This window comes from uncultured Jatrophihabitans sp., assembly GCF_964244045.1.
Taxonomy (GTDB): Bacteria; Actinomycetota; Actinomycetes; order Mycobacteriales; family Jatrophihabitantaceae; genus Jatrophihabitans.
In genome coordinates this window covers 215,187-227,289 of the sequence record NZ_CAXTHK010000003.1, presented here as the reverse complement: position 1 = coordinate 227,289, position 12,103 = coordinate 215,187, and the positions used below count along the sequence as shown (strand labels likewise).

The 12,103-nt window shown below is 72.2% G+C and carries 12 protein-coding genes; 6 read left to right on the top strand and 6 right to left on the bottom strand.

The window, feature by feature from the left end:
• Nucleotides 1-23 precede the first annotated feature (23 nt).
• From serS to ACFFC4_RS04250, 3 genes are read left to right on the top strand one after another with little or no spacing between them, the layout of a single operon-like run.
• On the top strand, nucleotides 24-1,286 hold the full coding sequence (gene serS / locus ACFFC4_RS04260; RefSeq protein WP_375498104.1) for a serine--tRNA ligase: 1,263 nt from the start codon (nucleotides 24-26) through the stop codon (nucleotides 1,284-1,286).
• A complete protein-coding gene (locus ACFFC4_RS04255; protein WP_375498102.1) occupies nucleotides 1,286-2,134 on the top strand; it encodes an HAD family hydrolase in 849 nt (282 codons plus the stop codon). The genes serS and ACFFC4_RS04255 overlap by 1 nt, the downstream gene beginning before the upstream one ends.
• 13 nt (nucleotides 2,135-2,147) lie before the next feature.
• On the top strand, nucleotides 2,148-2,597 hold the full coding sequence (locus tag ACFFC4_RS04250) for a hypothetical protein (protein WP_375498100.1): 450 nt from the start codon (nucleotides 2,148-2,150) through the stop codon (nucleotides 2,595-2,597).
• Here the strand turns inward: ACFFC4_RS04250 and ACFFC4_RS04245 are convergent.
• Nucleotides 2,581-4,020 (bottom strand): acyl-CoA synthetase, encoded by a 1,440-nt coding sequence (locus ACFFC4_RS04245; RefSeq protein ID WP_375498098.1) that lies wholly within the window; start codon nucleotides 4,018-4,020, stop codon nucleotides 2,581-2,583. The two genes, ACFFC4_RS04250 and ACFFC4_RS04245, sit on opposite strands and share 17 nt — an antisense overlap.
• Nucleotides 4,021-4,039: 19 nt before the next feature.
• Complete coding sequence (locus ACFFC4_RS04240; protein WP_375498096.1) at nucleotides 4,040-4,633, bottom strand: bacterial proteasome activator family protein; 594 nt, start codon at nucleotides 4,631-4,633, stop codon at nucleotides 4,040-4,042.
• Between the two features lie 47 nt (nucleotides 4,634-4,680).
• Here ACFFC4_RS04240 and ACFFC4_RS04235 point away from each other — a divergent pair, with 47 nt between their 5' ends.
• Nucleotides 4,681-5,892, top strand: coding sequence for an aminotransferase class V-fold PLP-dependent enzyme (locus ACFFC4_RS04235; RefSeq protein ID WP_375498094.1), 1,212 nt, complete (start codon nucleotides 4,681-4,683; stop codon nucleotides 5,890-5,892).
• A 13-nt stretch (nucleotides 5,893-5,905) separates the two neighbouring features.
• On the opposite strand, the gene ACFFC4_RS04230 is transcribed toward ACFFC4_RS04235, so the two are convergent.
• Complete coding sequence (locus ACFFC4_RS04230) at nucleotides 5,906-6,889, bottom strand: NAD(P)H-quinone oxidoreductase (RefSeq protein ID WP_375498092.1); 984 nt, start codon at nucleotides 6,887-6,889, stop codon at nucleotides 5,906-5,908.
• Nucleotides 6,890-6,999: 110 nt separating this feature from the next.
• Between ACFFC4_RS04230 and hutH the strand changes: the two genes are divergently transcribed.
• On the top strand, nucleotides 7,000-8,559 hold the full coding sequence (gene hutH / locus ACFFC4_RS04225; protein ID WP_375498090.1) for a histidine ammonia-lyase: 1,560 nt from the start codon (nucleotides 7,000-7,002) through the stop codon (nucleotides 8,557-8,559).
• A 71-nt stretch (nucleotides 8,560-8,630) separates the two neighbouring features.
• On the opposite strand, the gene ACFFC4_RS04220 is transcribed toward hutH, so the two are convergent.
• The 3 genes from ACFFC4_RS04220 to ACFFC4_RS04210 are packed head-to-tail and all read right to left on the bottom strand — an operon-like array spanning nucleotide 8,631 to nucleotide 11,525.
• A complete protein-coding gene (locus ACFFC4_RS04220; RefSeq protein WP_375498088.1) occupies nucleotides 8,631-9,557 on the bottom strand; it encodes an alpha/beta hydrolase in 927 nt (308 codons plus the stop codon).
• Nucleotides 9,558-9,579: 22 nt separating this feature from the next.
• Nucleotides 9,580-9,987: a (deoxy)nucleoside triphosphate pyrophosphohydrolase gene (locus ACFFC4_RS04215; RefSeq protein WP_375498086.1), complete on the bottom strand. Its 408-nt coding sequence runs from the start codon at nucleotides 9,985-9,987 to the stop codon at nucleotides 9,580-9,582.
• Nucleotides 9,984-11,525: a cryptochrome/photolyase family protein gene (locus tag ACFFC4_RS04210; protein ID WP_375498084.1), complete on the bottom strand. Its 1,542-nt coding sequence runs from the start codon at nucleotides 11,523-11,525 to the stop codon at nucleotides 9,984-9,986. The genes ACFFC4_RS04215 and ACFFC4_RS04210 overlap by 4 nt, the downstream gene beginning before the upstream one ends.
• Here ACFFC4_RS04210 and ACFFC4_RS04205 point away from each other — a divergent pair.
• Nucleotides 11,520-12,095, top strand: coding sequence for an HhH-GPD-type base excision DNA repair protein (locus ACFFC4_RS04205; protein ID WP_375498082.1), 576 nt, complete (start codon nucleotides 11,520-11,522; stop codon nucleotides 12,093-12,095). The two genes, ACFFC4_RS04210 and ACFFC4_RS04205, sit on opposite strands and share 6 nt — an antisense overlap.
• The last annotated feature ends 8 nt before the right edge of the window (nucleotides 12,096-12,103 follow it).

Below are 12,103 nucleotides of genomic sequence, written 5' to 3'. Positions count from 1 at the left end.
CGTCCCGTCAGTAGCCTGGTCAGGTGATCGACCTCAAAGTGGTGCGCGACGACCCCGACCGCGTCCGCGCCTCGCAACGCCTGCGCGGCGCCGACGAGGCGATCGTCGACACCCTGCTCGCCGCCGACGACGCCCGCCGGGCGGCCGTCACCCGCGCCGACACCCTGCGGGCCGAGCAGAAGACACTGAGCAAGCAGGTCGGCAAAGCCGCACCCGACGAGCGCTCAGTCCTACTGAGCAGAGCAAAGGAGCTCGCCCAGCTGGTCAAGGCGGCGGAGGTCGAGCAGGGCGACGCTGACGCGGAGCTGCGCACGACGCAGCTCTTGATCGCCAACCTGGTCGAGGACGGGGTGCCGCCCGGCGGCGAGGCCGACTTCGTGACCCTGGAGACGGTCGGCACCCCGCCCGAGGTCGAAAACGCGCGCGACCACGTCGAGATCGGCGCCGCGCTGAAGGCCATCGACACCGACCGCGGCGCCAAGGTCAGCGGCGCCCGCTTCTACTTCCTCACCGGCATCGGCGCCCAGCTGGAGTTCGCGCTGGTCAACATGGCCATGGCGCAGGCCACCGCGGCCGGCTTCGTCCCGATCATCGCCCCGGCGCTCGTCAAGCCCGAGATCATGGAGGGCACCGGCTTCCTCGGCGCCCACGCCAGCGAGGTCTACCACCTCGACAAGGACGACGACCTGTACCTCGTCGGCACCTCGGAGGTCGCGCTGGCCGGCTACCACCAGGGCGAGATCCTCGACCCGGCGGCGCTGCCGCTGCGCTATGCGGGATTCTCGAGCTGCTTCCGTCGCGAGGCCGGCTCCTACGGCAAGGACACCAAGGGCATCATCCGCGTCCACTGGTTCGACAAGGTCGAGATGTTCTCCTACGTCCGACCCGAGGACGCGCAGGACGAGCACCAGCGGCTGCTGGCCTGGGAGCGCGAGTTCATGGACGCCCTCGAGCTCAGCTACCGCGTCATCGACGTCGCCGCCGGCGATCTCGGCACCAGCGCCGCGCGCAAGTTCGACATCGAGGCGTGGTTCCCGTCGCAACAGGCTTACCGCGAGCTGACGTCGACGTCGAACTGCACGACCTTCCAGTCCCGCCGGCTGAACATCCGGCTCAAAGGCGAGAAGGGCACCACGCCGGTCGCGACGTTGAACGGGACGCTGTGCGCCGCGGCGCGCACCATCGCCTGCCTGCTCGACCACCACCAGCAGCCCGACGGCTCGGTGTACGTGCCGGCCGCGCTGCGCCCGTGGCTGGGCGGCCGGGAACTGCTGACCGCGCCGTGATGCCCGCCGAGATCGCAGACCTGTCGACGGCCGGCATCCGCTTGATAGCCACCGACCTGGACGGGACGCTGCTGCGCAGCGACGACACGGTGTCCGACCGCACCCGCGCCGCCCTGCGCGACGCGACCGCAGCCGGTCTCGTCGTCGCGTTCGTCACCGGGCGTCCGCCGCGCTGGCTCGACGACGTCATGGACGAGACCGGGCACGTCGGCGTCGCCGTCGGCGCCAACGGCGCGGTGCTCTACGACATGGCCGACCAGAGCCTGCTGTCGGTCCACTCGCTGCCGCCGGAGCTGATGCGCGAGATCGGCGACGAGCTGCGCGTGCAGTTTCCGGACGTTGCGTTCGCGGTCGAGTACCCGCACGGCTTCGCCGCCGAGCCCGGGTACGTCCACGACTGGCGGGTGAACCCGCGACTCGACCGGCACGGCCGACCCATCCCGGAACCGCCGATGGGCACGCTCGCCGACATCGCCAGTCAGCCCGGCATCAAGCTGCTGGCAAAAGACCGTTCGGCGCAGCCCGATCATTTCCTGGTCGCGGCCACCGAGCTGCTCGGCGAGCGAGCCACCATCACCCACTCGTCGTCCTACGGGTTGCTCGAGATCGCCGCGGCCGGCGTCACCAAGGCCACTGGGCTTGCCGAGCTGGCCGCGCGGCACGACATCCGCCGCGAGGACATCCTGGCCGTCGGTGACATGCCCAACGACATCCCGATGCTGGAGTGGGCCGGGCACTCTTTCGCGGTTGCCAACGGCCATGCGTCCGCGCGCGCCGCGGCGGCGGTCACGGTCGGGCGCAACGACGACGACGCCGTCGCCGAACTCATCGAGCGCGTCCTCGCGTGAGGCCGGCAGCCTGATGCGCGCGGCACTGGCGGCTGTCCTGGTCACCAGCCCCGACGTCGATCTGCCCGGCTACACCGCGATGACACCGGCCGGCGAGGACCGGCCCACGACGGCTACGGCCATCCGGTACTTCACGGCTGCGGGCGGCTTCCGCCAACTCAGCGTGACGCTGGTGGCCGCACCGGACCCGGCAGCCGCACGCGCCGACGCCGCGACGGCGTTCCGCACCGCCGTCGACAGCCTGCGTAGCACCACCCACTCCGGCGCGGTCGCGATCGGCGCCGACGGCCACCGTATCGCCGGCCGTACCAAAGGGTATGGCGCTTTGCAGGACAGCATCTTCTTCGTCGAGGGGTCGGTGTCCGTCGCCGTCACCCTGAGCTCGAGCACGCCCGACCAGCCGCCTGACCTCGTCACCGGGGTCGCCCGGGCCCAGGACGTCAAGCTCAGGAAGGCGGCTTGAGCGCGGCTCGGTGGATCTTGCCGCTGTCGGTCTTGGGCAGCTCGTCGACGAACCACACCCGGCGCGGGTATTTATAGGGCGCGGTCTCGGACCGAACATGCGCCTGTAGCTCGGCAACGAGCGCGTCCCCGGCCTCGACGCCGGCCTTGACGACCACCGCGGCGCCGACCACCGAGCCGCGCGTCTCGTCGGGCACCCCCAGCACGGCGCACTCCCGGACCGCCGGATGCGACTGCAGCGCAGACTCGACCTCGGTCGGGCCGATGCGGTAGCCGGCGCTGATGATCACGTCGTCGGCGCGGGACTCGAAGAACAACCAACCCTCGTCGTCCTGGCGCACCTGATCGCCGGTGCGCCACATACTCATCGGTATGGATTGGCCGTCGTAGCCGAGGAAGAAGGTCGGGACGGTCGTCGGATCGACGGTCAGCTCGCCGTCGACGATCTCGACCGCGATTCCCGGCAGCGGCCGGCCCATCGAACCGGGTGGCGCGGTCTCGCCGGGACGCACGCCGGTGACCTGGCCCGTCTCGGTCTGGCCGTAGCCGTCGGAAATCTCCAGGCCGGTCTGCTCGCGCCACGCTTGGAACGCCGGCACGCCCAGCGGCTCGCCGGCGGTGACCGCGCGACGAACCGAGGGCAGTTCCCCGATCGGACCCGCTGCCGCGATGAGGCGGAACTCGGTGGGCGCCATGCACAGCACGTCGACGTGCTCGGCGCGGATCGTGGCCAGGCGCTGCGGCGCGTCGAAGCGGGCGTCCTGCAGTAGCGCCGCTGCGCCGCCGAGCCAGGGCGCGATGAAGCAGTTGCGTGCGGCCTTCGACCAACCGGGAGCCGCGGTTGACCACACCAGCTCGCCGGGACGAGCGGCCATCCATTCGGTGGCCTGCAACCGCTGCCCGAACACGTAGCGCTGCCCGTGGGTGACGAGCTTGGGCTCGCCGCTGGTGCCGGAGGTGAACAGCACGAACGCCGGGTCGACGTTGTCCAGCTCGGCGAACGGCGGCGGGTCGGCGGCGCCGGACCACAATGCGGGTTCCGGGGTGAGTACCGGGCAGGTCGGCGCGGCCGCGTCGAGCGCGGCCCGGTTGCGCGGGTCGCACAGCACCAGGCCTGGACGCGCCCGCTCGAGGCGAAGCGCGATGTCCTTCGTGCGCAGCTGCTCGCTGCAGGGCAGCACCGGCGCGCCAAGCCACAACCCGGCGAGGATGCTCAGCACGTACTCGATCCGGCTGCCGACGAGCGTCAGCACCACCGTCCCGCGGCCCACACCCTGCTCCGTCAGCGACGCTGCAAAAGCACCGGCTGCCCGAGTGAGCTCGCCGAACGTCCACTCCACGCGGGTGCCGTCGGCCTCAAGCGTGATGACGGCGCGGTCGTCAGGATCGCGCGCCAGCACGACGTCCCGGACGAAGTTGGCCACGCGAAGAACCTAGACAGCGCTACAGGTACTGGCCGGTGCCCCGGCCGCCGCCGCCGTCCTGCTCCTCGGACTGCCCGATCCGCACGCCCGGCGGCAGGATCATCTGGCCACCCGGCCCCACGATGACCTGTCCGTCGCCTGATCCGCTGGGCAGCGCGCGGCGGCGCATCTCCTCGAGCTGGGCGCGGGCCGCGGCCTGCTGGGCGAACAGCGCGGTCTGGATGCCGTGGAACAGGCCCTCGAGCCAGCCGACGAGCTGGGCCTGGGCGATGCGCAGCTCGGCCTCGGACGGGACCTCGCCGCCGAAGGGCAGGCTGAGCCTGCGCAGCTCATCGCGCAGCTCGGGCGCCAGCCCGTCCTCGAGTTCGGAGATCGAGGTCTCGTGGATCTCGCGCAGCCGGCGCCGGCCGGCCTCGTCGAGCGGGGCGGCCCGGACCTCTTCGAGCAACTGCTTGATCATCGTGCCGATGCGCATGACCTTCGCCGGTTGCTCGACCTGCGCCGTAATCTCGTCGACGTCGCGTTGGTCGGCGTCAGGGGACGCGTCAGCGACGTCGTGGACCTCAGCACTACCGGTCGACGTTGGCACGGGGTCGTGGGAAGGTTCGCTCACGGCTCCAGTCTGCCCGGGCGGCCGGAGCCAGCAACAGCGAGGCGGGGGTGGGCGTGGAAGTGATCGGCGTCGACGTCGCGCGGGTGCGTGGCCTCTATCCCACGCTGGCCACCCGCACCGCTGCGCTGGACGGCTCGTTCGCGGCGCTGCAGCCGGAGTCCGTCATCCGCGCCATCATCGGCACCCTGCGCTCGGCCCCGGCTCAACCCGGGTCGCACTCCACCCGCTCCCAGCAGGCCGCAACCCGGGTCCTGCGGGCGCGCTGGGCGGCCGCTGATCTCGTCAAGGGTCGCCCCGAGGACGTCGTGCTGGGCTCCAGCAGCGTGTCGCTGCTGCTGCGCCTGGCCACCGTCGCATCCTCGGACTGGCAGCTCGGCGACGAGGTCGTGGTCAGCCGCCTGGACGCCGACGTAGCCCTGCACCCCTGGCTGCGCCTGGCCCGCTCGCGCGGCGCGATCGCCCGGTGGGCGGAGGTCGACGTCGAGACCGGCGCGCTGCCGACCTGGCAGTACGACAAGCTGATCGGCCGACGTACCCGCGTGGTCACCGTGGCCCTGGGCAACCCGGCTAGTGGCGCGGTGCCCGACACCCGCGCCATCGCCGACCTCGCGCACGCGCGCGGCGCCCTGGTCGTCGTCGACGCCGGCGTCGCGCCGTTGTACCTGCCCCTCGACCTCGCCGAGCTCGGGGCCGACGTCGTTGCCGTCGCGGCGCCGGCGTTCGGCGGCCCGACCGTCGCGGCGCTGATCACCCGACCAGGGCTGCTCGAGGAGCTGCGCGCCGTGTCCGACGACTCCGTCGTGCCCGGCGACTTCGAGGTACCGCCGCTGCCCGTCGAGCTGCTCGACGGGTTCACGGCCGCCGTCGACCACCTTGCCGACCTCGCCGAGAACGCCAGCGGCGACCGGCGAGCCCGACTCGTGCAGTCGCAACGGCTCGCCGGCGAGTACACCCGTGGGCTGTACCGCACCCTGGACGACGGGCTGCGCGCCCTGCCCGGCGTCACCGTGCTGGGCGCGCCCGACCGCGAACTGCCGGTCGCTGCCTTCACGGTGGCCGGCCGCACACCCGAGCAGGTGGGCACGTTCCTGCAGCGACACGACGTCTCGGTGTGGACCGGCCCGGCCGGCATCGCCGAGCTGCTGCGCGCGGTCGGCGCCGACGAGATCGGCGGCGCGTGCTTCGTCGGCCTCATGCCGCACACGTCAGCCGCCGAGGTCGGCCAGCTGCTCGAGGCGCTGCGTCAGCTGGTCGGCTAGAGAGCCCGAGTGATCAGGGCGTGAGCAGGATCTTGCCGATGTGGCCGCTGTCGTTCATCAGCTGATGCGCCCGGCCGGCCTCGTCCAGGGGCAGCACGGTGTCGACGACGGGCCGTACCGCGCCGGACTCGATCATCGGCCAGATGGCGTTTTGGACCTCGGCCACGATGGCGGCCTTCTGCGGAGCCGGCCGCGCGCGCAGTCCGGCCGCGTGCACCGTAGCCCGTTTGCTCAGCAGCGCGCGCAAGTCGAGCTCGCCCTTCGCCCCGCCCTGCAGGCCCAGGACGACGAGCCGGCCATCGGTAGCCAGCGCAGCCACGTTGCGAGCCAGGTAGGACGCGCCCATGTTGTCGAGGATGACGTCGACGCCCGCGCCGTCGGTCTCGGCCTGCACCCGCTCGACGAAGTCCTCGTCCTTGTAATTGATCAATACGTCGGCGCCGAGCTCGCGGCAGAAGTCGAGCTTGCGCTGAGAGCCGGCGGTGACGAGCACCCGCGACCCGCGACCGACGGCCAGCTGGATCGCCATGGTGCCGATGCCGCTCGACCCGCCGTGCACCAGCAGCGACTCGCCGGGCTGCAACCGGCCCGAGTCCGCTCCGAACACCATCGACCACACGGTGCAGGTGACCTCGGGCAGGGCGGCGGCGGTCACGAGGTCAACCCCGGACGGCACGGCCATCAGCTGACCCACCGGCACCGCGACCTGCTCGGCGTAACCCCCGCCGGCCAGCAGCGCGCAGACCCGGTCGCCGACGCTCCAGCCCGCGACCGTGTCGCCGACCGCGGCGACGGTCCCCGACACCTCCATGCCCAGGTACTCCGACGCGCCCGGCGGCGGCGGGTAGTGCCCCTGACGCTGCATCAGGTCGGCCCGGTTCAGCCCGGCGGCCGCCACCTGCACGATCACCTCGTCGGGTTTCGGTGACGGATCGGGGACGTCCTGCACCTGCAGGACCTCGGGGCCACCGGGCTGGGTGATGACAACAGCACGCATGGGTTCGACCGTACCCAGCACTCCAGTCCGCCCGGTCACGGGCGGTCTGATATCCGAGACGAGACGCGTGGCGCGTCGCCCGGCATGGCCGCGCACGGGACAGTGGCCGGATGAGCGTTCAGCCCCTCTCCACCCGCGTCACCGTCGGTACCGGCCCGGTCAGTGAGGCCGAGCTCGTCGCGGTGGCCCGGTTCGGCGCCGGTGTCGAGCTGACCGCCGAGGCGCAGCAGGCGATCGCGACCACCCGCGGCGTCGTGGAGGCGCTGGCCGGCGACGTCGAACCGCACTACGGCATCTCGACGGGGTTCGGCGCGCTGGCCATGAAGCACATCCCGCTGGAGCGGCGCGCATTGCTGCAGCAATCATTGATCCGCTCGCACGCGGCGGGCAGCGGTCCCGAGGTCGAACGCGAGGTCGTACGCGCTCTGATGCTGCTGCGCCTGTCGACGCTGGCCACCGGCCGCACCGGCGTCCGGCCACAAACCGCGGCCACGCTCGCCGGCATGCTGGACGCCGGCATCACACCGATCGTGCGCGAGTACGGCTCGCTGGGCTGCTCCGGCGACCTCGCGCCGCTCGCGCACGTCGCGCTGGCCCTCATCGGCGAGGGCACGGTCCATGACCCGGACGGCGTCGAACGGCCCGCCGCCGAGGCCCTGGCCGCCGCGGGTCTCGAGCCGGTCCAGCTGGCCGAGAAGGAGGGCTTGGCGCTGATCAACGGAACCGACGGCATGCTCGGCCAGTTGCTGCTGGCCTGCACCGACCTCGACCTGCTGCTGCGCACCGCCGACCTCACCGCGGCGATGAGCGTCGAGGCCATGCTCGGAACCAGCGCCGTATTCGCCGCGGACCTGCAGGCCCTGCGCCCGCAGCCCGGCCAGGCCGTCGCGGCGGGCAACATGCGGCTGCTGCTGGCCGGCTCACCGATCGTGGCCAGCCACGCCGGCCCGGACTGCGTCTACGTCCAGGACGCCTACTCCATGCGCTGCGCGCCGCAAGTCGCCGGCGCGGCCCGCGACACCCTGGCCCACGCCCGGATGGTCGCCGGGTACGAGCTGCGGGCGGCCGTCGACAACCCCGTCGTCACGCCAGACGGCCGCGTCGAGAGCAACGGCAACTTCCACGGCGCACCCGTCGCGTACGTCCTGGACTTCCTGGCCATCCCGGCCGCGGACGTGGCCAGCATCAGCGAGCGACGCACCGACCGGATGCTCGACGCCACCCGCTCGCGCGGGCTCCCGCCGTTCCTGGCCGACGATCCCGGTGTCGACTCGGGCCACATGATCGCCCAGTACACGCAGGCAGCCCTGGTGTCTGAGCTCAAGCGGCTGGCCGTGCCCGCGAGCGTCGATTCGATCCCGTCGAGCGCGATGCAGGAGGACCACGTCTCGATGGGCTGGTCGGCCGCCCGCAAGCTGCGTCGCAGTGTCGACGCGCTCACCCGGGTCCTGGCCATCGAGCTGCTCACCGCCGCCCGGGCTCTCGACCTGCGTGCCCCGCTGCAGCCCGGCCCGGCCACCGGCGCCGTGGTCCGGGCGCTGCGCGAGCACGTCGCCGGGCCGGGCCCCGACCGCTACCTTGCCCCGGAGATCGAGGCCGCCGTGCAGTTCGTGGCCTCCGGCCACGCCGTGCGGGCCGCCGAGTCCGCCCTGGACGCTCCGCTCGCCTGACCCGCCCCCCTGATCAACAGCACTGAAACGTCGTGTCACGACGTTTCGGTGCTGTTGATCACCGATGGGCGTCAACCCGCGAGCGCGCGGCGCAGGAACTCCACCTGCGCCGCAACGGACTCCTCGAAGGGTTCCCCGACGTAGATGTCGAAGTGCCCGACCGGCAGCGACAGCGTCTCGGAGCGCGGCATCTTGGCCGCCGCCTTGCGCACCGACGCCACCGGCGCGATGTTGTCCTGCTCGGCCACCACGACGAGGACCGGGCACAGCACCTTGGCAGCCACCCGCACCGGCCGGTTCCGGGCGAGGCGGAGGATCCCGCGGGCGCACATCTCGTTGCGGAACGTCGGGCCCATGATGTTGCGGTAGCCGACGTCCGCCCCGGGTGCCGAGATGACAGCATCGGACCCGGGCGGCCCGACGATCGCCAGGAGCTCCGGTGGGCGGCGCCGCAGCGCCCGGGCCGCGTCGCGCAGCCCGGCTTTCGTCAGCGCGAGTGCCTTCCCGGTGCCGCTCTCGCCGCGCACCATGAGCAGCGCGGCCAGGCCGTCCATAGCCGCGCCCTGGCTGACAACCGCCGCGACGCGCTGGTCCTGTGCGGCCACCGCAATGACGTGCCCCCCGGAGTACGAGCTGCCCCACACGGCGATCCGGGACGGGTCGACGCCACGACGGGCCCGGGCGGCGACGATCGCCGCGTGGTAGTCCTCGCGGTGCCGGCGGTGGTCGACGTCCTGGCGCAGCGCCCCGTCGGAGGTCCCGAAGCCGCGGTAGTCGAAGATCAGGACGTCGGCCCCGGCCGCGGCGAAGTGCTCGGCGAACGGCAGCAGGCCGGCGTCGCGGGTGGCGCCGAAGCCGTGCGCCATCACGACGCAGGGTCGCCCACGCGACGTCGTCAGCTCGTCGTTGCCCGCGCGCAGGTACCAGGCCTCGCACCGGGTCCCCGAGCTGTCGAAGCTGATCGTCTCGAGCGCGGTGCTGCTCGTGCGTTCGTTCATGTCCACCCCCGTGGCCAATCCGCTACACGGTGCTCCTCGCATCGGGTGACCGCAACAGCAGACGCACCGGATCGAGCAGCGCGGCGTCGATGGGTAGCCAGTCGACGGACGCGAGCGTCGAGGCGGTCAACCAGCGCAGCTCGTCGTGCGAGTCGCCGGGCTCGGGGGTGCCCGCGTCGAGCACGGCCGCGTACAGCGCGAGCGTCACCCGCTCGTCGCTCGCCGAGACGAGCTGCCGGCCGACCTCGATCTCGACGCCCAGCTCCTCGCGGCACTCCCGCGTTAGCGCGGCCCTGTCGTCCTCACCGGGTTCGACCTTGCCGCCGGGGAACTCCCAGCGGCCGGCAAGGTCGACGGGCCGGGAACGACGAGCCGCCAGCACCTGCCCGTCCAGGACGATCGCCGCCGCGACCACCTCGAGCAACGTCACGGCGCCCGCGACCCGCGCGAACGCTCCTGCTCGACGAGCGCGCCGAGGTCCTTGAGCCGGTCCAGGCCACGCAGCGGCTGGCCCATCCGGAAGTTGCCCTGCAGCTTGTCGCGGTTGCGCTCGAGGAAGGCCCAGTAGCCGGCGGTGAACGGGCAGGCGTTCTCACCGACCCGCACCTTCGGGTCGTAGCGACAGCCGCCGCAGTAGTCGCTCATGCGGTCGATGTAGGCGCCGCCGCCGGCGTAGGGCTTCGTCGCCATCACCCCACCGTCGGCGTACTGCGACATCCCGACGACGTTGGGCACCATCACCCAGTCGTAGCCGTCGACGAACGCGCGGTGGAACCAGTCGGTGACCTGCGACGGCCGCCAGCCCCGCTGCATCGCGTAATTGCCCAGCACCATGAGGCGCGGGATGTGGTGCACCCAGCCGTGCTGCGCCAGCTTGGCCAGCGTGTCGGACAGGCAGGCCGCGCCGACCCGCTCGTGGTCGAGTTCGGCGAACCACGTCGGCAGGTCCTTGGTCGCCTGCAGCGCATTGCCGCGCCGGTAGTCGCGCGGCTGGTACCAGTACAGGTGCCAGACGTAGTCGCGCCAGCCGATCACCTGACGCGCGAACCCCTCGACCGACGCGATCGGCGCCCCGCCCGACCGGTACGAATGCTCGGCCTGCCGCACAACCTCGACGGGGTCGAGCAGCCCGAGGTTCAGCGGTGCGGAGAGCATCGAGTGCGACATCCACGGGTCGGCAGTCAGGATCGCGTCCTCGTGCGCGCCGAAGGTCGCGAGCCGGGCATCGACGAAGCGATCGAGTGCGGCCTGCGCCTCACCGCGGGTGGCGGCGAACCGGCGCGGGCCGTCGTCGCCGAGGAACTGGACGTCGCCGTCGGCCGCCCACCGGTCGAGGTCGACACGCACCTGCTCATCGATCTCGTCCTCGTCGGGGAACCACGGCTCGTCGACGCCGAGCACGGCGCTCTTCGGTGGCGGCTCGCGGTTGTCGGCATCGAAGTTCCACTTCCCGCCGGCCGGTTCGCTGCCGTCCATCAGAACGTCCAGGCGGCGTCGCGACTCGCGGTAGAAATCCTCCATGAGCAGCCGTTTGTTCCCGCGCCCGTCGGCCCAGCGGGTGAAGTCCTCGAGCGACGTGGCGTACCCGCGCGGCTCGAGCACCTCGACGCCGTCCAGCGACCGGACGAAGTCGAGCGCGGCGTGCGAGGTCGGGTGGCACACGGTGAGCGGCTCACCGACCTGCGCCAGCGCCTCGCGGTAGGTGTCGGCCTGGACGTAGCGGCACTGCTCGCCGAGTTCGGCCGCGCGGTGGCGCATGGCCGATAGCACCAGGTGCGCCTTCTGGCGGTGGAACCGTCGCCGCGCAAACACGCGGCGCGACTCGATCATCAGCGCCGGTTGGTCGGCGTCGTCGAGGAAGGCCGGGCCGAGCTGATCGCCGAACAGCCATCGTCTCGATGTCGTCACGCGGACCAGCCTTCCCAGCCCGCGGCGATCCCGCCGGTGTGATGGGATTCCGGCATGCATCTCGCCACCACCGACGCCGGCAACGCGCTGCTCGAACACGATCCGCTGGCCCTGCTCGTCGGCATGCTGCTCGACCAGCAGATCCCGATGGAGAAGGCGTTCACCTCACCGTCGGTGCTGCTCGAGCGCCTCGGCGACGGGAGCAGCCTCGACGCCGCCACCATCGCCGGGTACGACCCGTCGGCCTTCGAGGAGCTGTTCCGCACCCCGCCCGCCCTGCACCGCTTCCCCGCCGCGATGGCCAAGCGGGTCCAGTCGCTCGCCCAGCTGCTCCTCGAGGAGTTCGACGGGCGCGCCGAGAACGTCTGGACGCAGGCTGCCGACGGTGCCGACCTGGTGGCCCGCATCGGCCGGTTGCCCGGCTTCGGCGACCAGAAAGCCCGCATCTTCGCGGCGCTGCTCGGCAAGCAGTTCGGCGTCCGGCCCGCCGGCTGGCGCGAGGCGAGCGGCAATTACGGCGAGCCCGACGCCTTCCGCTCGGTCGCCGACGTGGTCGACGACGCGTCGCTGAAGAAGGTGCGGGCCACCAAGCAGCAGGTGAAGGCAGCCGCAAAGCAGGCCGCGACCTAGGCCCGCCG